Genomic DNA, 22124 nt, shown 5'->3' on the forward strand with positions numbered 1-22124 from the left:
TTCGGGCCGTACCGGGTTTCAGGTACCCCCCTTCGACGTGTGCCGTATGCCTTCCGCTGCTCGTTGTTGCACCCCTGCCGGACGGTCGCCGCTACCCGGCGGTCACGGTGCCTCCGAAGAACGCGATCTCGCTGTCGTCCGGATCACCACAGCTGGACTCGATGTAGAACTCCTCGCTGGCCGACGCCTTCTTGATGACGTACTCCACGACGCCGAACTTCGTGGCACCTGGCCGGATCGTGCCGTCGAGGTACTTCGCGCTCTCACCGGCGACGTCGATGTAGGCGTCCTCGTCGTTGCCGGACTCGACGTGAAGCTGTCCAGGGCAGCTGATCGGCTCGAACGAGCCCTCGAAGTCCGGCGGAACGGTGATCTCGTACTTCATGGCGAACCGAGTGTCGCCAGGTTCGGCGACACCGCAGGAACCATCGCCGCAGAAGTCGTCAGTCGTCCCCCACGGCTCGGACTTCTCGACCGTAGTCTTCATCGTGACACCAGATTTCCAGGTGTATTCACCACCGTCGAACGGCAACTGCTCCTCGGCGCTGCTGCCCGGCCCGGTCGCCGCATCCTCGCCTCCTTGCGCGAATCCGTCGATCACCTTCCCGGACGGCTTCTTGCCCTCCTGGACGTCGATCACCCGCTGAGCCGCCGCCGTGGTGAGATCCGCGTACGCCGGGGTCAACGAGTTCGACAGGTCGACGTAGGTGATGGTGACGATCTGGTTCCCGATCCGGGTGAAGGTCATCGCCAGCACGACCGGCAACTCCATAAACGAGTTGCCGCTGGTGCCCGTCGCGACCACATTGACCTGCTCGTCGGCGCCCTCGTGGGACTTCTCCTCGTCCACCGTGAACTCCAGTGAGATCGTCGTTCCCTCGCTGTCGGTCTCCTTGACCTTCTTGCAGCCCTTGAGCGCGTCCCGCACCGAGTCCAGCGCGCCTTCGATCTCGTCAGTGGTCGCGTAGGACGCCACTGCGCTCGACACCGAGGTCACTGCCATGTCGCCGGCAACCTCGTAGGCGCCTTCCGCCTTCGCCTTGGCCTTCCTCCCTTCGGCCGTGCTTTCCGTGCCCTTCATGCACCCCAGCGATTCGTCGTCGCCCTCGTCCTGGCTCGTGGACTCGTTCCACCCGGACCCGAGCGCTGCGAGCGGAACGACCGCGTCATTGACGTCAGCCTCGGACAGCACCTTGGGCTTCGATCCCCCGCACGCCGCCAAGGTCGCGGCCGCGAGCGCCAGTGCCACGCTGACTACCAGCACCTGATTCGTACGCCTCGTCTTCATCGATGTCTCCTCCACAAGGTTGCTCGGAGACAGCGTCCGCTGGCCGTTGACATCGCTAGCGAGCGAAAGCCGTCCTCCCAACGTAAAGAGGCTTTCTCGCGCCGACAAGAGCCCTAGTTCCTCAAATCAACCATGGATGCTTTGATCTACCGCAGCCTCATAAAAGGCTTCAGCGATCGCCGCGATGACTCCATGGATCCCCGGCCCATCTGTGAAGAAGTAGTCGGCCATCGCGTTGTGTGCATCCTGGTTATCTACGACAGCCTCGGTCACGGCGGCTTGGAAGTCCTGGGACTCCATGAACTGCTTCTTCGAATTGACCTTGGTCTGCTTGACCAGGTCGGGATAGCCGAGGAGGCGGGCCACGAGCCCTTGGACGAACTCGCGGATCTGGGATTGCTCGAAAGTCTCGGCACCGAAGAGGTCGTTCATCTTGTCGATGACGACCTGGAGCGCGACATACTTCGGCTCCTTGCGCGCTCCCGAACCGGCGCCTGTGATCCCCTTGAGCTCGCCGTCGCCGACAAGTGAGATGTCGACGGTGATCGACTTGTTGTGCTTGACACCGACGAGTGCGACATCGGAGAGATCGACCTCCGCGCTCCAGGACGACTCCGCGATGACCTTCTCCAGCAGCCGCAGGAAGATTGAGAGCATCTCCATGTAGGGATCGCCGTAGTCCACGATCTGGCTCATGAAGTCATAGAGGCGTACGTAGGTGGAGACGTCCTTGCGGAACAGGTCCAGCGTGTTGAGCGTGACCTTGTCGTCCGCCTCAAGCGCAGTCGCGTAACGGCGGGCGAAGTCGTGCTGCACTGGGCTGATCGCAGCCGAGAGTGCGTTGTTGCCCTTGCGGGCTACCCACAACTCAGCCACCTTGCGGACCTGATCCTCGGTGTAGATCCCGGCGTGCGCCAGCTTGTTCGCGAGGTGGACGACCACGTACGGATCGGTCTCAGTCTCCAGCGAAGCACTCTTGAAGTAAGGCTCGAACGCCGTCCTGATGTCCTCAGGCTTGTTCACGAAGTCGATGACGAAGGTCTTTCGCTTCCGCTCACCGCCGGCCGTCCTGTGAGTCCGGTTCAGGCGTGAGAGCGTCTGCACGGCGGTAACGCCGGAGAGCTTCTTGTCCACGTACATCGCACACAGAAGTGGCTGATCGAAGCCGGTCTGGAACTTATTGGCGACCAGCATGACCTTGTAGGTGTCGCCCTTGAACGACGCCGCCAGGTCCGAGCCCGCGCCTGGGTTCATCGCTGCCTCGGTGAACTCGTCGTCCTCCCCCGGCACCGGCCCCCACTCGGCGGTCCAGACCTCGTGCTCGTCCATCGTCACCGAGCCAGAGAAGGCGACCAACGTCCGATAGCTGTACGTCGGGTCTTCCGCAGCGCGCTTTGCCAGGTAGGCGTCGATGGCCAGCTTGTACTTCACCGCGGCCTTGCGAGAGTCCGTCACCACCATCGCCTTCGCCTTGCCCTCTAGCAGGTGGGCGACGTTGGCGTGGAAGTGCTCGACGATGATCTGGACCTTCTGACTGATGTTGGTCGGGTGCAGCTTCACCCACCTCATCAGTCCCTTCCGGGCGGCAGACTCATCGACGTGGTCGCCGCTCTGAGCCTTGCCAGCGATCTTCAGGGCGGTGTCGTAGGTCTGATAGCCCTTGAGCACGTCGAGGATGTACTCCTCCTCGATCGCCTGCCTCATCGAGTAGAGATGGAACTCGCGCGGCTTCCCGTCTGCGCCCTTGCGCCCAAACAACTCCAGCGTCTTGTTCTTCGGAGTGGCCGTGAAGGCAAGGTAGGAGATGTTCTTCGACTCGGCTCGCTCGGTCATCTCCGAGGCCAGGATCGACTCCGCATCGATCGTGCCGCCCTGCTCGATCTCCGTGATCTCCTCAGCAGTCAGCACCTGCTTGAGCTTCGAGGAGATCTGTCCCGACTGCGACGAGTGCGCCTCGTCGGCGATGACCGCGAACTTCTTCCCCTTCAGCGCCGAGTCCCGCCGGATCTCATCCAGTGCCCACGGGAAGGTCTGCACCGTGACCGCGATGATCAACTCGCCTTGTTTCAGCGCTTGCGCCAACAGGCCCGACTTCGAGGCTGCGCCCGCCTTACGAACGTCCTCCGGACTGATCGTGGCCACGATCTTGCCCGACCCGTCGATCTGTCGGATCGCGTCCTGAAGCTGGGAGTCCAGCACCGTCCGGTCGACGACGACAATGACGGAGTCGAACACCTTCTGGTCATCGACATGCAGGCGTGCGAGCCGGTGCGCGGTCCAGGCGATCGTGTTCGTCTTCCCCGACCCGGCAGAGTGCTCGATCAGGTAGCGATGCCCCACGCCCTCCTGGCGGATCGCGGCCTCGATCTGGGTGACGGCCTCCCACTGGTGGAAACGCGGGAAGAGCATCGCCGTGCGCCGCGCAGAGGCTCCCGTCGCGACGTCCCACTCCTCACGCGACTGCACGATCATCAGCCGCCCGATGATGTTGAGCCAGGAGTGCTTCTCCCACACCCGCTCCCAGAGGTACGCCGTCGCCGACCGCCCGTCCTCCCCCGGCGGGTTCCCGGCACCTTCGTCAAAGCCGGTATTGAACGGCAGGAAGTGGGTCTTGTCCCCCTCGAGCTTCGTCGTCATCGCCGCCAGCTCGTTGGAGACCGCGAAGTGCACCAGCGCCCGGTGCCCGAACGACAACAACGGCTCCGGCCGCCCGTTGGTCAGCGGATGACGATCCTTCTTGTACTGGTTGACCGCCTCCTCCAACGACTGCGTGAAGTCCGTCTTCAACTCCACGGTCGCCACCGGCAGCCCGTTGATGAAGAACACCAGGTCAATCGAGCGGCGGTCGGCGGTCGAGAAGTGCACCTGCCGCATCACCCGCACCCGCATCGCCGCGTAGTGCTCGTTCGTCGTCGCGTTCAGCGACGTCTCCGGCCGGAACTGCGCCATCTTCAGCCGGCCACCGCCGATGTACTGCACTCCGTTGCGCAGGATGTTCAGGGTCCCGCCACCATGCTCCAGCGGCTTGTCGAGCGCAGCCGTCAGCACGTCCAGAAACTTCGTTTGTGACCCCGCGGCCTTGAGCGCCTTCTGATAGGCAGCCCCCTGCGTGCTACCCAGCCACGCGATCAGGTCCTCCGGAAACAGCGCCCGCTCTCTGTCGTAGCCGCTGTCGTCCGCTGAGTAGAGCCACCCGTTGGCTTCGAGATGCGCGCAGATCTCGGTCTCGAAGACGACCTCATTGTGGTCTGCCACCGTGTCACCCTCTCCCTCGGCCCGAACACAGTCTGAGCTTGTAATGTTGTGCTACGTTGCGAATGCAGGCCGCAGAAATGCCGCCCGCATGGCCTTCAGCCCCGCCGAGTGCGGGGCTGTTGTGCGTCACGGCCGATGCCCGTCACGCCACCTCGTCCCCTTCACTTCCGCCACCAACAGCATCGCGCAGTGTTGGTGCCCCGACCTGCCGACGCAAGAATCTTGGTCGCCAGACAAATTTGTCCGCTTCTCGAGCCAGCGCGGCCGGCTCGGCGCGCACGGCATCCCCGGACAACATTGCCCGGGCTGTTCGCTGAAACTCCGATAGCGTCGCCCGGTAGTTGTCCCAGTCGCTCTTGCCGTTGTAGAAGTAATCAACGACCGAGTAGCGAAGCGTCGACGCCAACCCCACGATTGGCTCGTCAGCGATCACAGCGAGTTCTGCGTGCGCTTGATTGAGCTTGGAAAACTCATACTCGGGATTCAGGTCGCCAGGCCCGCCTGGCGGCATATTGGGATCCGCAACGTAATGTTGGATCTTCGTCATCTCGTCCTCCACCGCTGCAATAAACGCTGTAACCGCCCCTCGACGGTCCGTGTAGCGGGCTTCGCGAGCCGCAAAGCGGCGGGCAGCTGCAGCCTGGATTTCGGCGTCCACCCGCGACTCACGCGCCAGTTTGCGCGAATGCCAGTTCCCGATAACCAGGGTGGCGAGCGCAGATGCGACCGGCAGTACGGCAACGACCCAGTCCGGCATCATGCTTCTCCTATCTGGACATCGACCTGACCCGTCACCGCCGCCGTGATCAGCGCCGCCCGGCGCTCGCGGGAGAGTTCGATGAAGCGCACCGTCTCCGCGATCAGCGCGTCAAGCTTTGCAATCTCGTCGTTGAGGTACGCCGCGATCCGTCGCTGATCAGCTGCGGGCGGAACGGCAATCGAAAAGTTCCGAAGCGCGGACAAGGGAAGGTTGTTCGCAAGCCCTTCGGCGCCACTGATCGACTGCCTGACCTGCGTTCTGTAATGGCGAGAGTTCAGAAGCCAGTAGAAGAACCGGGGCTCATGGCCATCCCGTAGACGCAGCCGGAAGAGCTTGTCCGACAGGATCAGGTTGTAGCCGAGCCGATCAACGGTTCCGGCGGAACCCACCAAGTCGGGGGATCCGCTTGCCCGGGATACAAGGAGGTCACCCAACGAAACCGCCAAACGCTCGTCAACTGCGAAGTCGTCAGGAAGGCGCTTGTGCTCCAGCGGATTAAACACCCCTCGATTGACGCATCCCGACTTCAAGACGCCCCAAGACCCAGGCTCCTGCGCCAAATCGGATTCCGCCTGTGGACTCACACCTTGATCGATGCCATCCAGCGCAAACTTGAGCGCATGAACCTCCCAATCGGCGTCTGGATGAAGCGACTCATCGACAACTGCCTGTCGGCGCTCGCGGAGCATCTCGATCAGGCGCTGCTGTTCGTCGATGAGGGTGTCGATGCGGGATGTCTCGCGGTCGAGGTAGTTGGCGATGGATCGCTGCTCTGCCGCCGAAGGCAAGAAGAGCGGGATGCGCGCGAAGGTGCTCCAGTTGCGGAAATCCACGCTGCGCTCGCGAACGCTTGGTGCCTGAGTGGTGAGGAAGCCGGCGGTACCCAGATGCCGCAGCAGACGAGCGATGAACGCCGGATCGTCACCCGCCACTGGCTCGCAAACGTGGTAGACGGGAGAAGCGTTCCCGCGACTATCGGACACACCGACGGCACCGGCAAATCCATCGAGTGCGTGGAAGACCAGGTCGCCGGGGCGGATCTCCTGGTAGCCATTCTCGGTGTCGGAGAACGTGTAACCGTCCTCGCGACGATTGGAGCGCAGGGTGACGACGCCATCTCGGTAAGCAGTGATGACCCCGAGCTCGGGTTGCGCGGGCCGATCGAGCGGTCTCAGAACCCGACGAACCGTCGTCTGCCGCCATCCCTGACGCAGGGTCGGAGTCACCCTTCCACCTCGCGCAGAAGGTCGAGGATCTTGGCGACCTGCTTTTCCAAGTCGGCGTCGATTTCGGCGAGGGGGCGGGGTGGGACGTACTTGTAGAAGTGCCTGGTGAAGGGGATCTCGTAGCCGACCTTGGTCTTGGCGTGATCGATCCAGGCGTCCTCGACGTGGGGCTTGACCTCGGTGTCGAAGTAGGTCTGGACGACTGAGTCGCCGTCGATGACTGTGTTGGTCTCGACACGCTCGCTGGCGCTCGCGGCTCGACCAGCGGAGGCGTAGGTAAAGGGGACATTCTCGGTGTCGCGCTTCTTGGCATCGGGCTTGGGGTTGCCCTTGCGGTCGCGGGCGACCTCCCCGGACTCGTCCAATAGGGGGCGCTCGACGGTGATGGTCCAGTAGCCAAACTCCTCGTTGCGGAGCACCTTAGAGTAGTCGGGATCGGCGTCCTCGAAGGCGGCGTACAGCTTCAGGACCTCGGCGCGGTTGGCATCGCTGATCTCGCGGCCCTTGGCGCCAAGGTTCTTGCGCATCTTGGTCCAAAAGGACGAGCCGTCGATGAGCTGCACCTTGCCCTGGCGCTCGGGACGCTTGGTGTTGTCGAGGATCCAGACGTAGGTCGCAATGCCGGTGTTGAAGAACATGTTGGTTGGCAGCGCGACGATCGCCTCGACCAAGTCATTCTCTAGCAGGTGCCGGCGGATCTCGGAGGGACCCGAACCGGCGGCACCGTTGAAGAGCGGTGAGCCGTTCATGACGATACCGACCCGGCCACCGCCATTCTCGGGCTCCCGCATCCGGTGAGCGAGGTGGAGGAGAAACAGCATCTGGCCATCCGAGGTGGCTGGCAGGCCGGGGGCGAAACGGCCATACGGACCGGCCTGGTCGCGCTCGTCCTTGACCGCCTTGGCGTACTGCTTCCAGTCGACCCCGTAGGGCGGGTTCGACATGGAGAAGTCGAACTTCTTGTCCTTGAAGGCGGGGTCGGTGAGCGTGTTGCCGAAGGCGATGTGGCTCGGGTCGTTGCCCTTGGCAATCAGGTCGGACTTGCAGATGGCGTACGACTGGGGGTTGTACTCCTGGCCGTAGAGCGTCAGCTTGGCCTTGGGGTTCTGCTCCAGCAGGTGTTCCTCGGCCAGGGAGAGCATGCCGCCGGTGCCGGCGGTGGGGTCATAGAGCGTACGGATGATGCCTTCCTCGGTGAGGTCGGAATCCTTCTCGGCGAAGAGCAGGTCGACCAGGAGGCGGATCGCGTCGCGCGGGGTGTAGTGATCACCGGAGGTCTCGTTGGCGGCCTCGTTGAACTTCCGGATGATGTATTCGAACGCATCACCCATGTCGGCGTTGGAGACCACCTCCGGGTGGAGATCGACAGCGCCGAAGGACTTGACCACCTCGCGCAGGAGCTCGGCCTTCTCGAGGGCCAGGATCTCCTTCTTGAAGTCGAAATACTCGAACACGTCAACGTCAGGTGAGAACCGGTCGATGTAGTCGGTCAGGTTGTCCGCCAGGCCGTCGGCGTCGGCCAGCAGGTTGGCGAATGAGAAGTTGGAGGTGTTGTAGAACGTCCGCCCGGTCGCCTTCTTGACCTCGATCTTGAGCCGGTTCGGGTTGTCGAACTTCGCCGCCAGCTCGCGGACGGTCTCCCGGTCGGGCTCGAGAATGCAGTCAAGCCGCCTCAGGATGGTCAACGGCAGGATCACAGTGCCGTACTGGTTGGGCCGGTAGGGGCCACGAAGCTGGTCCGCGATGGACCAGATGAAGCTGCCGAGCTTGCTCACTTCGGGAAAGACTCCTTGCTGGATCTGATTACGTTCCCCATCCTCGCGCAACTTAGTCAGGCGTGTGCGCGAAGGGGCAACTTGGCGAGTCTCTCGATGGCTGCATCAATAGAAGGGTGGCTCGCGAGTGGACGTCACCTATCTGGATGATGCATGGCGCCGCTGGCAGCTGCCCGGACGTGGCCCTCCCACAGGCGTCCGCCAACGAGCGCCCGCGAGACCACTGGCCCATCCCTGTCGTCTGGTGTCCCATCCGCACGGATCGTTCCGAGAGCCCGTGCGGCCGGGGACATCCCGACGCTAAGCAGCAAAGGGCTGTCGCGGCAGGTAGAAGATGCGGACATAAAGCCTGTCCGCATTCCCATTCCTTTACAGACTCCGTCGTGTCGTGTCTTAAATGTGCATCTAAGTCTCGGAAGGGGTGCGGCGTGGGGCAGACGCCGAAGGAGCTGAACCCGTTCGAGTCCGCGCGCGCGTTCTTCGGGGCAGAACTGCGGCATTGGCGAACACAGCGGAGCCTGTCACAGGTTGCGCTCGGCAGGGCGACCCATGACAGCGCCGCCCTCATCGGCCGGTTCGAGAAGGCCGAGCGCTGGCCGAGCCGCGCCGCGGTCCTCCGGCTTGACGAGGCCTTGGAAACGGCCGGAGCCCTGGTGCGGATCTGGGATCGAGCCGACCAGGAGGCCCAACGGCCGCACGACGGCGAGACGACAGCACGGGTCGACACCGGCCTGGGGCTGGAGTGGCACACGGATCTGTCCACGACCGCGAGCACCGTGGCCGCGCTCTGGGACGGAGACGCCGCCTTGGAGTCGGTGCCGCTGCAATGGCTGCCGTCGGTCGACGACGGAGCTCTGCTGCGCTGGCACCTGGAGCAGGCACGACCGACACCGGCTCTGCGGGCTGCGGGCGGGCCAGCTGGATCCGATCGGCCCGGAGGACGCCGACGGCTTAGCCTGCTCGACGTGGAAGCCGTCGCCGCTATGGGCAGCGCGTTCTCGAAGGCCGACCACCAGCTCGGCGGCGGCTATGCGAGGTCGACGCTCGGGCATTACCTACGCACCACGGTGCGCCCGCTGCTCTCGGCGGAGTGCGACGGGGAGGTCCACCGCCAACTGCTCACCACGACCGCGAGGCTGTGCGACCTCGCGGGCTTCATGTCGTTCGACTCCGGCCACCAGGGTCTGGCGCAGCGCTACTTCGTCCAGGCGCTTCGTCTGGCGCGGGCCGTCGACGACGAGGCCCTTGGCGCTCACATCCTTGGCGACATGACCATGCAGGCGCTGCACCTGGACGCTCGCGCTCAGGCGGTCGCGCTGGGCGAGGCCGCTGCCGAAGCCGGCCGCCGGTCGGGCTCGCACATCGTGGCGGCGCGGGCTAGTGCGGTGGCCTCGAGAGCGTTCGCCCGCTCCTCCGACCCTGTCGCCGCGGACAGAGCGATGAACGACGCCGAGCGCGCCCTTCAGTCGGGCGCAAGCGACCGCGACCCGGACTGGATCGGGTTCTTCAACACCGACCAGCTCTCCACCGAGTTCCTCTACTCCTCCTCCGACCTCGGGAGGACCGCACGAGTTGAGGAGTACGCGGCGACCTTGCTCACCACGGCGTCCTCGTCGGCGATGCAGCGGCGGCAGGTCTTGGTCACGGCGACCATCGCCGCGGCGTTCCTCCCGTCCCCCCAACGAGACGGCCACGCCGATCCGATGCGTGCGCTTGAAGCCCTGCGCCGGGTCCTGCCGTTCATCGCCGGCGTGTCCAGCGCCCGCGCGATCGCCGCCGTGAACGCCGTCCGCGGACAGCTCGCCGGCCACCTCGACCCGGACCTGCTCAGAGGGTTCGAGTCCGACCTTCATGATGTGATGCTGTAGAGAGGAACCCGTGGTCGACCTCACCGACGCCGAGCTGCACGAAGCCCTGTCCGAAGCATCGGAGCGCGCCTCGCTCTCCGCCGAGGGGGCGCGGATCATCCATCACTACTCGAACGCGGTGTTCCTCCTCCCAGCCGAGGACGCCGTGGCGAGGATGACCCCTGAATCCCGCTCCGTCGCGCAGATCGGGACCACCCAGCAAGTCGTCCGCTGGCTGTGCGACGACCACGGATTCGGCGCGACCTCGCCGATCGCTGGCACCACTCCCACTGTGGTCCGGCCGCGCCAGGGGGCACCCGGCCTGACGGTGAGCTTCTGGCACTACTACCCCCAACCGGATCCCGCCGAAGCCTTCGACTCGGCTCATCTCGGCTCGCTCCTGCGGGACCTTCACGCCCTGACCGAGCCGCCGCTGGCACTCCCCCGGTGGCGGCCGCTCACCTCGCTGCGCAACGTGCTGACCTCGGAGGGCCCTTACGAAGGCCTCAGCAGCGCGGAGCGTGAATGGCTGCTCGAGGAGGTCGCGTCCGTGACCGAACGGGTCGACAGGTACGACTGGCCGCTGGGGACGGGGCTGATCCATGCCGACGCGTGGGCGGGGAATCTGCTCTGGGACGTCACCGCGAGCGCTGGGCAGCGTGCGATCCTCGGCGACTGGGACGGGGTCAGCATCGGTCCCCGCGAGATGGACCTGATCCCGACATGGCACGCGGCGACACGCTACGGCAGGGACAAGGCCTGGATCGAGCGGTTCGTCGACACCTACGGCTACGACCTGAGCGAGGAGCCCGGCCTGGATCTGCTGATGCGGATGCGCGACCTGGTCCAGCTCTCCGGGCCGCTGCGGCGTGCCAACCGGTCCGCTGCGCACCGCGCCGCGCTCCGCGAGCGGTTCGACGCCATCCGCGCCGGCGACACCGCCATGACCTGGACAGGGCTCTGAGGCGAGCGCACCTCCCTCGCTCTCCACCCGGATGCGGACAGGACCGCTGTCCGCATCGAACCCCTTCCGCCGACTGCCTGATGACGGGCCCAATGGAACTGCCCCGGCCGAACCGCTGCGGCAAGTGAACCGTCTGACATCAACCAGTCGAAGGAGACCGACATGTTCGAGAACGACCGCACCCAGCCCGTCGAACGGTGCAGAGACCGCGAGCAGCACGCGGAGGTGATCGAGCTCGGCGACGCGGCTGAGCTCACCCTGGGCAGCGGCGGCACGGGTAGCGAGGACAAGCGCCGCCAGTACAACTGACGCCTGCCACGCACCGGGGAGGGCCTGCCTTGCGGGCTCTCCCCTGCCCGATCCGCGACTCTTCACGAAACGAGGTTGAGCATGTTCTGGATGGCCGGCTACATCGGCGACCACTCGCGACCCCGATCCCCGCTCGGCGCACGCCCGGTCGCCGCCAGGGGCACGTCGATCGCCTGGGCAATGGACGAGCATGGAAGCCACGCGCCAGCGGCGCGATATCGCCTGGTCCGAGACGGCGTGCACGACCTGATCCTCATCGGCACGGCGTCGGTCAGCGACGCCGAACTCGCCGCGGCTGCGGCCAGCTCGGTCCCCGACGACGTGACCTGGCGATGGCCCGGCGCATACGCGGTCGTGGAGCAGACCGAGTCGCACCTCTCGATCTGGTCGGACCTGGCGACTGCCGTGCCGATCTACACCTGCCTCGCCGACGAGGGCCTCTACTGGTCGACCTCCGCTCGTGGCCTCGCCGGGCTCGCCTGTAACGGCGAGCACCGTCTCGACATCGAGCGGCTCTCTGGCGAGCTCCATGCGCCGGGCACGCCGAGGCTCTTCGGGGAGCGCACGTACTTCGATGGCGTGCGCCTCGTCCTTCCCGGGCACCGCTACATGTTCGGCCGCAGCGGCACCGCGTGGCGCAGCCGCATGTGGGTTCCCGGAGAACGGCACGGCTCGGAACCGAGCGGCCCGGCCGGGCTCCGGGCCGAGCTCACCGCAGCGATCAGGTCACGGATCGCGAACACCATCGCTCCGAGCGCGGACCTCTCCGGAGGGCTCGACTCGACCGCCCTGACCCTCCTGGCGGCCAGGGCTCTGGCCCCGAGCGGGCGCAGGATCTCGGCCTACACGGTCCACGAGCCGTCGACCAACGCAACCGGAGCACCGACAGGGGACCTCGCCCACGCGCTGCGAGCAGGCCAGCGTCCAGGCGTCGAACACCATCTCCTCGCCCTCGACGGCGCTCATCTCCCCTATTGTCGTCTTGACGGCCTGCCGGTGACCGACGAGCCGGCACCCTCGGCCAGGGCCTACGCCAGGTTCGCGTTCCAGCTCGACGCGATGCGCGAGCGCACTGCCACCGACTGCCACATGACCGGGGACGGCGGAGACACCGTGCTGATGACGTCAGTCGCGTGGATCGCGGATGCGATCGCACATCGCCGGTTCGCCGTCGCTGCAGCCGAGGCGCGCAGGCTCGCGAGGCTGCGGCGCACCGCCCCTGCAGAGGTGCTCCGTGCGGCCACGGACCTCCTCCGCCACACGCCGGAACAGGGCCTGGCAGCAGCGGCCGCGTGGTGGCACTCCGGACTCGCGACCAAGACCCAACGCGCTGCGGCCAACGCATGGCTGACGGTCGCGGCACCGCCGCCGTGGGCGACCGCCCAAGCCGGGCTCCGCGCAGCGGCGCTGGCGGACGCCGCCCCGCCCCTGCCGCACGCCCGCGGTGCACTCACGGCGCACGCAATCGTCCACGACGCGGCAGAGGTCGGCAGGACAGCCGACTCCGACGCCCAACTGGCGGCGCACCATGGCGTACCCCTGCACAACCCCTTCGTCGACTCCCGCGTCCTGGCTGCCGTGCTGAGCGCGCCGGTCGCCGCGATGCCTCGCCCGAGCGAGTACAAGCCGCAGATCCGGGAAGCGCTGGAGGACATCTACCCGCCTGAGCTGGCTGTCAGGACCACCAAGGGCAGCTTCGCATCGGACTACTTCGCTGGGTTGCGGACGAACCTGTCTTCGCTGCTCGATCTCGCCGACGGACGCCTGAGCGACCTGGGACTCGTCCGCGTGGACGCGCTGCGTGCCTCACTCCGGGCAGGCGCGGCCGGGGCCACAGGGGCGGCCGTCTGCCTGCCGCAGCTCGACGCCGCGCTCGGCCTTGAGAGCTGGCTGCGCACGTTGGACCGGACCGAGATCGTCAGATGGGAATGGCAAGTGAGCCCGGCTGGGGCAATCTCATGACGACCACCTCCATTCCGTGTCGCGGCCGGGACCTGTACGCATGCCAATTCACGGACACCACCCTGGTGGTCGACTACCACACGGGTCTGGTCCGCCTGCTCAGCAGGAGACGCGACACAGACCAGGCCTGTGCGGGATCGCCTGCCGCTGACCAACCCCTCGCCGATCGGATCCGCGACGCGCTCGGCCTGGACGGCAGTGGCACGCGTTCTCTGCGTGTCGTGACCGGCAAACCTCCCGCGCTGTCGTTCGGGGCCGATGAGTGCGACGCCGGCCTGACTGCGGCTGAGTGTCGCAAAGCGACGCCAGCGGAAGTCATCGCCTCGGCGGCGGCTTTCATGGCAGTCCTCTTTCTGAAGGCGCTCGGAGCCCGCGGGGGGACGATGCGCCGGCTGACCGCTCTTCTCGGCGGCGTCGCCCTCCTCCCCCTCCGGACGGCGACCCTCGACGAAGCCGAGCGGGGTGTCCTCCACATCAGGCGGATGGGACGCTGGTTTCCTGGGCGTGTCGCGTGCCTGGAGGAGTCTGTCGCGGCCACAGTGGCACTTGCGCTACTCGGCAGGTCGGTCACGTGGTGCCATGGCGTCGCTTCCGACCCCGTCAGGCTCCATGCCTGGGTGCAGGCGCGAGTCGGTAACAAGGGCGTCCCCGCTGCCGAACCCGCGTCCACCGGCCGTTACACGATTCTGCGCGCGATCCCAGAAGACTTCGACCACCAAGGAGCGCAACATGACCAACACTGACCTGTGGCTGACCCACGACGGCGTCGGGCTCGGACCGCTCCGCGCCGACCTGCTCGATTCCTACTGGAGGTGGGAATCGAGCCTGCGAGTCATGGCCGGTTACGGCCGACTCGGACCCGAGACGCTCCCAGAGCGCACCGCCGGTTTGGACTCGCAGTTGCGTCACTCCGATTCGCAAGCTCGATTCACCATCTACCAGGAGGTGGACGGCAGCGAGTGGCAGCCCGTCGGCAGCTCATCTCTGGCGATGGACCACCGCTATGGCACCGCCGAGTTCTTCATTTACCTCGGCGACGAGAGGACCCGCGGCCGCGGAATCGGCACCACCGCAACCACGATGGTGCTCGACTGGGCCTTCCACGTGGCCCAACTCCGGTCGGTCTATCTGTCAGTGATCGCCGACAACACCGCCGGAGTGCGAGCGTATGAGAAGGCGGGGTTCAAGATCATCGGTACGCGACGCCAGTCGGCCTGGTGGCTTGGCCGACCGGCCGACGAGATCCTCATGGACGCGCTTCCCGGGGACTACCCCGGACCACGCCTGGTTGAGGCCGCGGTGCTCGGCAAAGCCGCAGGTGACAGTGGTCTAAGTTGAGCACCTTGATCCTCAGCGACCTCGACGGCACGCTCCTCGGCCCCGGCGCCGCACTCTCGACGTCAACCCGTGACGGCATCAACGACCTCGTGGCGAAGGGCCTGTGGTTCACCTACGCGACCGCCCGCTCGTACGTCTCCGCGGCACGCGTCACCGATAGCCTCGACCTGCGGATTCCGGTCACCGTCTCCGGTGGCGCGTTCCAGCTCGATCCGAACACCGGCGCGATCCTCAACGAGGAACGCATCCCGGACGACGACCTGGACACCGTGCTCCAGATCTGCCGCGAACACCGAGTTCCGCCGATCGTCTACAACGGCACTCCGACGGTCGAGCGGGCGACCTGGGTAGAGGGCGAGGAGTCCGAGGGCATGCGCCGCTTTCTCGCGGACAGGGTTGGCGACCAACGCTTTCGAACAGCCACAAGCTGGGCCCGTCTCCCCCGCGACGGCGTCTTCTATGCCACGATCATCGGCGACGCATCGGCGATCGCGGCCCTGACGATCGACATCGCGGCGGGTACCGACGGCAGGCTCTCCCTCATCGCGCAGATCGACACGCACCACCCGCAGGACACGTACCTCGAGCTCAGCGCCGCCCGGGCGACCAAGGCCCACGCCGTCGACTGGCTGCGCGACTACCTGGACGTCGACCAAGTCATCGCCTACGGCGACAACCTCAACGACCTGCCCATGTTCGGGGCAGCCGATGAGGCGTACGCCGTCGCCAACGCCGCCCCGGAGGTTCTCGCCGCCGCGACCAGCGTCATCGGCGCGAACACCGAGGACAGCGTCTTGCGCCACCTCACGACAGCCTGGGCAACCGACACCGCGACTGTGATTCCAAGCTGAACGCACCCTGGTAGCGCGAGTCCCTGGCACCGATTACCGCGGGTGGCGGAGACTAAGGATGTGTCCTCCAAACCAGCCCCGCACGTACTCGTCCTCTTCGGCGCGACCGGTGATCTGGCCGCGCGCAAGCTGTTCCCCGGGCTGTATCGGCTCGCGCTCGCCAAACGTCTTCCCGATCAGCTCGCCATCATCGGCAGCGGGCGGCGCTCGCCGGGCACAGACGACGAGTTTCGTGACCAGGTTCGCCAGTCGCTGAAGGAGTTCGTCCACGAGATCGACGAGAGCGTCGCCGGGCCGCTGCTGGAGCGGATCCGCTTCGTCGCCTCGTCCGCCGAGGACGGCGCCGCACTAGCCGAGGCGGTGCACGAGGCCGAGGACCGGCTCGCGCTGGAGAGCGGACAGACCCTCGGTGACGTACAGCGCCTCCTCTATCTCTCCGTGCCACCGCAGGCCGTGGAACCGATGGTCGGGATGCTCGCGCGTGAAGGACTGAACGCCCGCAGCCGGCTGGTCGCGGAGAAGCCGTTCGGCACCGACCTCGCCTCGGCGCGCGAGCTCGACTCCGTGCTCAGCGAGGCGTTCGACGAGAAGCAGATCTTCCGGATCGACCACTTCATCGGGAAGGAGGCCGTGCAGAACCTGCTGGCGCTGCGCTTCGCCAACGGTCTCTTCGAGCCCGCCTGGAACCGGCACAGCATCGAGTCGGTGCAGATCGACGTACCGGAGAAGCTCACCGTCACCGGGCGCGGCAGCTTCTACGAGGGCACCGGCTGCCTGCGCGACATGGTTACCACCCACCTGTGCCAGCTGCTCGGGTTCGTGGCGATGGAGGATCCGCACGCCTTCCGGGAGGGCGCGATCCGCGCGGCGAAGGCCGCCGCCTTCGCGGCCGTTCGGCCGCTGGACCCAGAGCGCGTGGTCTTCGGGCAGTACGACGGCTATCGCGAGGAGCCCGACGTCGCCGAAGACTCCGACGTGGAGACGTACGTCGCCATCGAGGCGTGGATCGACAACGACCGGTGGCGCGGGGTGCCGTTCTACCTTCGCACCGGCAAGGCGCTCGCGGCCGGGCGCCGGACGATCACGATTCGGTTCATCGACCCGCGGCACCGCTGGCTGCAGCCTGAGGATCCCAGCTCGGCGGAGCCCAACGAGCTGGTGATCGAGCTCAGCGACGAGGCCCGGATCGAGATCGAGGTCCGGGCAAAGCGGCCCGGACCCGGCATGGCGCTGACGGACGGCGTCTTCCGCCTCGACCTCGCACATGACGCACCGGACGCCGGGCCGCTGGAGGCGTACGAGCGACTGATCCTCGACGTCATGAACGGCGACCGGACCCTGTTCACCAGTGCGCGCGAGGTGGAGCGGCTGTGGGAGATCTGCCAGCCGGTCCTCGAGCATCGGCCCGAGGTGGAGAGCTACCCGCAGGGATCCTGGGGCCCGGAGTCGGCGCTCGAGTTGCCCCACGGCGGCTGGCGGCTGGGCAGGAAGCGGTCGACCTAGGCTGCGTACGGCACGGAGGTTCAGCCGAGGAAGTCGAGCAGCAACCGAGCCGTCTCGTCGGGCGCTTCCAGCATCGCGATGTGCCCGACACCGGCGAGGTACTCCACGCGTCCATCCGGCAAGACGTCGTACTCATGGGCCGATTCAGGGTCCCACCGCGGGTCAGCGTCTCCGAAGACCACGAGCGGCTGGCGTCCCAGCCGTAGGAGCCGCTGCGGGATGCTCTGTTCGACGAGGTAGTCGCGGTTCGCCTGCATGATCGCCCGGAACGTCTTGAACGATGTCCGCCTCAGGTCATCGATGACCTCGTCGCCGATGGTCACCGGCCGGGCGGCAGTGGCGGCGATCCCCTTCCGGAGCAGTGCGTCGGTACGCAGCCGCCACACCAACGCACCGAGCGCACCCCCGGTGAACAGCTTGACCAGCGCGGGTTCTGGAAGCAATGCCGCCATGCTCGGCCCAGTGCTGATCAACGCCAGTGGACCGACCAGCTCCGGGCGTCGCTCGGCCAAGGCGGTGGCGACGTACCCGCCGCTGGAGTGGCCCGCGACTGCCACATCCTTGGTGATCCCGAGGTCGTCAAGCACCGCAGCGACACGGTCGGCCTGGTCCGGGACGGCGTACGTCGGCGCCGTGCTCGACCTGCCGCAGCCCGGCAGGTCGATCCGCAGCACATGGAACCGCTCGGCGAGCGCGGGGACCATCGGCTCCCAGGTCGAACCGGTCGCACCGGAGCCATGGATGAGCAGCAGCGGCGGTGCCGTCTCCGGCCCGTCATGAAGGAGGTGGACACCGTGAACAGTGGGTGTGTCGTACGCAGTCATGCTCACGACGATCTCGTACGAATCCCCAGGTCGTCTTGGACGAATGTCGCTCTTGCCTCCCGCCCTAGCCTTGCGTCATGGACTGGTCTCAGGTGGACGTCACCATCCCCCAGCGGGCGCGCGGCGCCGCACCTGTCCCGGGCGTCCACATGGCAGGTTTCCGCTACCGCGGTGCCCGTCCGATCGACATCACGATGGTTGCCCACCCAGCGGTCACCCTGCTCTTCGACCTCGGCGACCACGGCTGGACCGCGCATGACGATGCCGGCAAGCGCACGCGGGGCAGTGTCGCGATCGGGCTTCTGCCCGGCAACGTGAGCCTCACGGGCGCTGGTTCCGGCGCGTGCCTCCAGGTGCGCCTCTCGCCGGTTCTCGCCGCCCAGATCCTCGACACCGCCGGCCTCACCCGCACCTTCGCCGACCTCGATGACGTCCTCGGACCGAAGGCCAGACAACTCCGCTCCGACCTTCGAAGCACCACCTCGTGGGACGAACGGTTCGCCATGACGTACGACTTCCTCGGCGGTCGTCTCGACGCCCGACGGAGGGTCGACCGCGAGGTCGCGTACGCCTGGCAGCAGACCTCCGTTCGACAGGGCCGGTCCGATATCCAAACACTTGCCGTGGAGACCGGATGGTCCCGCCAACGGCTCTGGTCCCGCTTCCGGACCCAGCTCGGCCTCTCACCCAAACAGGCCGCCCGGCTCGTACGCTTCGACCACGCCGCCCGACTTCTCGCCGATGGCACTCCGCCCGCTGAGGCCGCAGCCCAGGCTGGCTACTCCGATCAGCCACATCTCAATCGCGAAGTACGCTCGATCGTGGATACGACGCCCGTCGGCGTCGCCACCGCGCCCTGGCTTGCCATCGACCATGCCGCCTGGCCGTCGTTCATGCCGCGAGGCCGTCAGAGATAGCCACCGACTGCGTACGGCCCGGGCTTCGAACGAACCGGGACCTCGCGCGCCTACGATGGGCGCGATGTCGATGAACAGCTCGCCGAGCCCCCGCCGCCTCCTGCTTGTCGTCGACGCCCCGTCGCTGCTGCACCGCAACCATCACGCCCGGGCGCACACCCGGATGATCGACCGCGCCGGCCGGCCCGCGTGGGCGCTGCACGGCATGCTGCGCCAGATCCTCGACTCGATCGACGCCTTCGCTCCTGACGCCGTGCTCTTCGGCCTCGACGACCGCACCTCGTCCGTACGCAGGGACGCCTACCCCGACTACAAGGCCGGCCGCCCCGAGAAGGACCCGCTGCTGGCCGAGCAGCTCGACCGGGCCGGTGCGATGCTCGACGCCCTCGGGCTCGCGACCGTCACTCCCCCGGGCCTCGAGGCCGACGACGTCAACGCCTCCGCCGCGGCCTGGGCGGGCCGCAACGGGTGGGACTGCGTCGTGATCACCTCCGACCGCGACGCGTTCGCGCTGATCAGCGAGCACACGAAGGTTCTGCGGCTGATCAACGGCGGAATCAACGGCTCTCCCCTGCTGAACCCCGCTCGTCTGCACGCGATGTACGGCGTTCCTGCCTCTCGCTATCTGGAGTTTGCGGCACTTCGTGGCGACGCCAGCGACAACCTGCCCGGCGTGAGCGGCATCGGCGAGAAGACCGCCGCCGCACTCCTCGACCAGGTCGGCCCGATGGACGGTGTCTGGTCCGACATCTCCGACAACGACGGCCAGAAGGTGACGGCGCTCCTCGACGCGTGGGCCACCGACACCGGCGTACGCCGCATCAGCGCCCGCGTCGTCCGCGCACTCTCCGCGCCCGGCGCGCGGGAACGCTACGACTTCAACCTGCGGATGATGACCTGCCACGACGACCTCGACCTCCGCCTCACTCCCGACATCCCCGGCACCCCCGGCCTGCTCCCGCTCGACATCGACCGAGTCACCCGCGTCGTCGGCTTCCTCGGTGTCGAGGCCACCACCGCTGTCGCGCAACGAGTGCTGAGTACGAACCCCGCCTCGACGGTCTCGTAAGCTCCGGGGCAAGTGCGTGCTGTTCGGCGCTCTATACGTCGGGAGGATGCTTCCCCTGAAGCGAACGAAAATTCGTTCGCTTGCGGACGTACCAGAGGAGTCGGCAGTCCCCCGGCAACACTCGCGAACAACCCTTCTCCAACAGACGTACGCGCTCAGCGGATCAGGGCGCGGTCCTCGGACTCCGCGGCACGAGCAGGGGGCACGGGCGCGCCTGAGAGCGCGCGGTCGAGGTCGGTCATCAGGTCCTCCGTGTTCTCGAGGCCGATCGAGAGGCGTACGAGGTTCGCCGATGGCTTGGCGTGGGCGGCGACCGGGCGGTGGGTGAGGCCGGCGGGGTGCTGGATGAGCGAGTCGACGCCGCCGAGCGAGACTGCGTGGGTGAAGAGCTCGACCGACGAGGTCACGTGGGCGGCTGCTTCGTACCCGCCACGCAGCGCGATCGTGACCATGGCGCCGGGGCCGCGCATCTGCTTGCCGACCAGACCCCGATCGTCGTCCTCCCCCGGGAAGTGGACCCGCTCGACGGCCGGATGTGCTTGCAACCACTCCGCGATCTCGACCGCACCGGCCTGCTGGGTCCGTACGCGGGTGGGCAGGGTGGCGAGGCCGCGGTGCAGGAGGTAGGCACCCAGCGGGTGCAGAAGGCCGCCGGTGACCGCGCGAACCTGGCGCAGGCGGACAGCGGTCCCCTCGTCGCACGCGATCACACCGCCGACGACGTCGCCGTGACCGCCGATGTACTTGGTGGCGCTGTGCAGCGACATCGCCGCGCCCAGGGTGAGCGGGTTCTGCAGGACCGGGGTGGCGAAGGTGTTGTCCACGAGCACCGGTACGTCACCGGCGGCCGCGACTACGGTCGCGATGTCGACGAGGTCCAGGGTCGGGTTGGCCGGGGTCTCCAGGACCACAAGCGCCGTGTCGGGCCGAAGACACGCGGCGACCTCGTGCTCCGCACAGAACGTCACCTCGACGCCGAGCAGGCCGGAGGCGAGCAGGTGGTCGGTGCCGCCGTACAGCGGGCGGACCGCGACGACGTGCCGTTTGCCGCTGAAGGAGGTGCTCGCGATGATCGCTGCCGTCATGGCCGCCATGCCCGAGGCGTACGCGACCGACGTCTCGGCCTGCTCGAGCTGTGCCAGCGCCGACTCGAACCGCGCGACGGTGGGGTTCCACAGCCGCTGGTAGACGGACCCGCCGTCCGGGAGCGGATGACCACCGGTCGCCAAGGCCTCGTACGACGCGCCACCGCGCTCGATGTCGGGAAGGGGATTGGTCGAGGACAGGTCGATCGGGAGGGCGTGGACACCGAACATCGCCAGGTCCTCCCGTCCGGCGTGGACGGCGAGCGAGTCGAGGTGAGGGTTCGCAATCGGCATGCCGTGATGCTGGCCGGAACCCACAAGATCAAGCCATATCGATTGCCGAAGATCCCACCGAATCGCTGATACTGACGTCTTCGAGCAACTCGACCAGTGATCCAGGTGAGCCCCGTTGGCGAAAGTACAACCATCCGCAGCCGCCCTCGACTCAGTCGATCGCCGCATCCTGACCGAGCTCGCCACCAACCCCGAGCTCACCAACAAGGCCCTCGCATCGCGCCTCGGCCTCGCCGAGTCGACCTGCGCCTACCGCCTGCGGGCCCTGCGCGACAACGGCGTCATCACCGGCCGCCGCCTCGACGTCGACGTCCGCTCCCTCGGCTACCCGCTGCAGGCCGTGATCAAGGTGCGGCTCGGCAGCCACAGCAAGGAGCACGTCGAGAAGCTCTACGACGATCTGGCCACGACCCCCGGCGTGATCCAGGCCTTCCACGTCGCCGGCGCGGACGACTTCCACCTCCACGTCGCCGTCGAGGAGGCCGAGGCCCTGCGCGACTTCGTGCTGCAGCACGTGACCGTCCACCGGGTCGTACGGCAGACCGAGACGCAGCTCGTGTTCGAGCTGCGCGAGGGGCCGGGCGTACTTCCTCACGACCCCGCATAACCCGTTCAGCGCCGCGGCGCCGTCACTCGTCCTCCATCCGGAAGCCGACCTTCAGACCGACCTGGAAGTGCTGGATGTCGTCGTCGTCGACGTGTCCCCGGATCTGGGTGACCTCGAACCAGTCCAGGTGACGCAGCGTCTTGCTTGCTCGACCGACGCCGTTGCGGATCGCCTGCTCGAGTCCTTCGTCGGAGGTCCCGACGATCTCGGTGACGCGGTAGGTGTGTGAAGACATGGTCCTGCCCCTTCT

General features: G+C 66.8%; 19 protein-coding genes. 11 read left to right on the top strand and 8 right to left on the bottom strand.

What is annotated here, in order from left to right:
- Window positions 1-91: 91 nt before the first annotated feature.
- The 5 genes from ACFX43_RS09165 to ACFX43_RS09185 form a co-directional block, all read right to left on the bottom strand.
- Window positions 92-1288 carry a hypothetical protein gene (locus ACFX43_RS09165; protein ID WP_378819742.1) on the bottom strand — a complete coding sequence of 399 codons (1197 nt, stop codon included), beginning with the start codon at window positions 1286-1288 and terminating at the stop codon, window positions 92-94.
- Window positions 1289-1414: 126 nt separating this feature from the next.
- Window positions 1415-4543, bottom strand: coding sequence for a type I restriction endonuclease subunit R (locus tag ACFX43_RS09170; RefSeq protein ID WP_378819744.1), 3129 nt, complete (start codon window positions 4541-4543; stop codon window positions 1415-1417).
- Window positions 4544-4685: 142 nt separating this feature from the next.
- Complete coding sequence (locus ACFX43_RS09175) at window positions 4686-5300, bottom strand: hypothetical protein (protein WP_378819747.1); 615 nt, start codon at window positions 5298-5300, stop codon at window positions 4686-4688.
- Window positions 5300-6529 (bottom strand): hypothetical protein, encoded by a 1230-nt coding sequence (locus tag ACFX43_RS09180; RefSeq protein WP_378819750.1) that lies wholly within the window; start codon window positions 6527-6529, stop codon window positions 5300-5302. The genes ACFX43_RS09175 and ACFX43_RS09180 overlap by 1 nt, the downstream gene beginning before the upstream one ends.
- Window positions 6526-8304: an N-6 DNA methylase gene (locus ACFX43_RS09185; RefSeq protein ID WP_378819753.1), complete on the bottom strand. Its 1779-nt coding sequence runs from the start codon at window positions 8302-8304 to the stop codon at window positions 6526-6528. The genes ACFX43_RS09180 and ACFX43_RS09185 overlap by 4 nt, the downstream gene beginning before the upstream one ends.
- A 428-nt stretch (window positions 8305-8732) precedes the next feature.
- Between ACFX43_RS09185 and ACFX43_RS09190 the strand changes: the two genes are divergently transcribed.
- From ACFX43_RS09190 to zwf, 8 genes are all read left to right on the top strand, one after another.
- Window positions 8733-10172 (top strand): helix-turn-helix domain-containing protein, encoded by a 1440-nt coding sequence (locus ACFX43_RS09190; RefSeq protein WP_378819756.1) that lies wholly within the window; start codon window positions 8733-8735, stop codon window positions 10170-10172.
- Between the two features lie 10 nt (window positions 10173-10182).
- On the top strand, window positions 10183-11115 hold the full coding sequence (locus ACFX43_RS09195; RefSeq protein WP_378819758.1) for a phosphotransferase: 933 nt from the start codon (window positions 10183-10185) through the stop codon (window positions 11113-11115).
- A gap of 162 nt (window positions 11116-11277) precedes the next feature.
- Window positions 11278-11424 (top strand): albusnodin family lasso peptide, encoded by a 147-nt coding sequence (locus ACFX43_RS09200; protein WP_378819761.1) that lies wholly within the window; start codon window positions 11278-11280, stop codon window positions 11422-11424.
- An 81-nt stretch (window positions 11425-11505) separates the two neighbouring features.
- Entirely contained in the window at window positions 11506-13386 is a 1881-nt protein-coding gene (locus ACFX43_RS09205) for an albusnodin/ikarugamycin family macrolactam cyclase (RefSeq protein ID WP_378819764.1), read from the top strand.
- Complete coding sequence (locus tag ACFX43_RS09210) at window positions 13383-14129, top strand: lasso peptide biosynthesis B2 protein (protein WP_378819767.1); 747 nt, start codon at window positions 13383-13385, stop codon at window positions 14127-14129. Before ACFX43_RS09205 ends, ACFX43_RS09210 begins: the two co-directional genes overlap by 4 nt.
- Window positions 14116-14724, top strand: a complete 609-nt coding sequence (locus ACFX43_RS09215; RefSeq protein ID WP_378819770.1) for a GNAT family N-acetyltransferase — start codon at window positions 14116-14118, stop codon at window positions 14722-14724. The genes ACFX43_RS09210 and ACFX43_RS09215 overlap by 14 nt, the downstream gene beginning before the upstream one ends.
- Window positions 14721-15575: an HAD family hydrolase gene (locus ACFX43_RS09220; protein ID WP_378819772.1), complete on the top strand. Its 855-nt coding sequence runs from the start codon at window positions 14721-14723 to the stop codon at window positions 15573-15575. The genes ACFX43_RS09215 and ACFX43_RS09220 overlap by 4 nt, the downstream gene beginning before the upstream one ends.
- 60 nt (window positions 15576-15635) lie before the next feature.
- A complete protein-coding gene (gene zwf, locus ACFX43_RS09225) occupies window positions 15636-17078 on the top strand; it encodes a glucose-6-phosphate dehydrogenase (RefSeq protein WP_378819775.1) in 1443 nt (480 codons plus the stop codon).
- A gap of 20 nt (window positions 17079-17098) precedes the next feature.
- Here zwf and ACFX43_RS09230 read toward each other — a convergent pair whose 3' ends face one another.
- Window positions 17099-17902, bottom strand: coding sequence for an alpha/beta fold hydrolase (locus ACFX43_RS09230; protein WP_378840803.1), 804 nt, complete (start codon window positions 17900-17902; stop codon window positions 17099-17101).
- A 77-nt stretch (window positions 17903-17979) separates the two neighbouring features.
- On the opposite strand from ACFX43_RS09230, the gene ACFX43_RS09235 reads away from it, so the two are divergent.
- Window positions 17980-18819 (top strand): helix-turn-helix domain-containing protein, encoded by an 840-nt coding sequence (locus ACFX43_RS09235; protein WP_378819778.1) that lies wholly within the window; start codon window positions 17980-17982, stop codon window positions 18817-18819.
- 64 nt (window positions 18820-18883) lie between these two features.
- The gene (locus ACFX43_RS09240) at window positions 18884-19888 is read left to right on the top strand and encodes a 5'-3' exonuclease H3TH domain-containing protein (RefSeq protein ID WP_378819781.1); all 1005 of its coding nucleotides are present in this window, start codon (window positions 18884-18886) and stop codon (window positions 19886-19888) included.
- Window positions 19889-20043: 155 nt separating this feature from the next.
- Here ACFX43_RS09240 and ACFX43_RS09245 read toward each other — a convergent pair whose 3' ends face one another.
- Window positions 20044-21267, bottom strand: a complete 1224-nt coding sequence (locus ACFX43_RS09245; protein ID WP_378819783.1) for a trans-sulfuration enzyme family protein — start codon at window positions 21265-21267, stop codon at window positions 20044-20046.
- Between the two features lie 115 nt (window positions 21268-21382).
- Between ACFX43_RS09245 and ACFX43_RS09250 the strand changes: the two genes are divergently transcribed.
- A complete protein-coding gene (locus ACFX43_RS09250; RefSeq protein ID WP_378819786.1) occupies window positions 21383-21874 on the top strand; it encodes an Lrp/AsnC family transcriptional regulator in 492 nt (163 codons plus the stop codon).
- 22 nt (window positions 21875-21896) lie between these two features.
- Here ACFX43_RS09250 and ACFX43_RS09255 read toward each other — a convergent pair whose 3' ends face one another.
- A complete protein-coding gene (locus ACFX43_RS09255; protein WP_350657846.1) occupies window positions 21897-22109 on the bottom strand; it encodes a dodecin in 213 nt (70 codons plus the stop codon).
- Window positions 22110-22124: the final 15 nt, after the last annotated feature.

It is taken from the genome of Nocardioides sp. YIM B13467, from assembly GCF_042788075.1.
Taxonomy (GTDB): Bacteria; Actinomycetota; Actinomycetes; order Propionibacteriales; family Nocardioidaceae; genus Nocardioides.

Excerpts from the sequence above, each read along its gene's own strand:
- ACFX43_RS09165 (WP_378819742.1), bottom strand. The coding sequence starts at position 1,288 with ATGAAGACGAGGCGTACGAATCAGGTGCTGGTAGTCAGCGTGGCACTG.
- ACFX43_RS09175 (WP_378819747.1), bottom strand. The coding sequence starts at position 5,300 with ATGCCGGACTGGGTCGTTGCCGTACTGCCGGTCGCATCTGCGCTCGCC.
- ACFX43_RS09200 (WP_378819761.1), top strand. The coding sequence starts at position 11,278 with ATGTTCGAGAACGACCGCACCCAGCCCGTCGAACGGTGCAGAGACCGC.
- ACFX43_RS09205 (WP_378819764.1), top strand. The coding sequence starts at position 11,506 with ATGTTCTGGATGGCCGGCTACATCGGCGACCACTCGCGACCCCGATCC.
- ACFX43_RS09210 (WP_378819767.1), top strand. The coding sequence starts at position 13,383 with ATGACGACCACCTCCATTCCGTGTCGCGGCCGGGACCTGTACGCATGC.
- ACFX43_RS09215 (WP_378819770.1), top strand. The coding sequence starts at position 14,116 with ATGACCAACACTGACCTGTGGCTGACCCACGACGGCGTCGGGCTCGGA.
- ACFX43_RS09230 (WP_378840803.1), bottom strand. The coding sequence starts at position 17,902 with ATGACTGCGTACGACACACCCACTGTTCACGGTGTCCACCTCCTTCAT.
- ACFX43_RS09235 (WP_378819778.1), top strand. The coding sequence starts at position 17,980 with ATGGACTGGTCTCAGGTGGACGTCACCATCCCCCAGCGGGCGCGCGGC.
- ACFX43_RS09240 (WP_378819781.1), top strand. The coding sequence starts at position 18,884 with ATGTCGATGAACAGCTCGCCGAGCCCCCGCCGCCTCCTGCTTGTCGTC.
- ACFX43_RS09245 (WP_378819783.1), bottom strand. The coding sequence starts at position 21,267 with ATGCCGATTGCGAACCCTCACCTCGACTCGCTCGCCGTCCACGCCGGA.
- ACFX43_RS09255 (WP_350657846.1), bottom strand. The coding sequence starts at position 22,109 with ATGTCTTCACACACCTACCGCGTCACCGAGATCGTCGGGACCTCCGAC.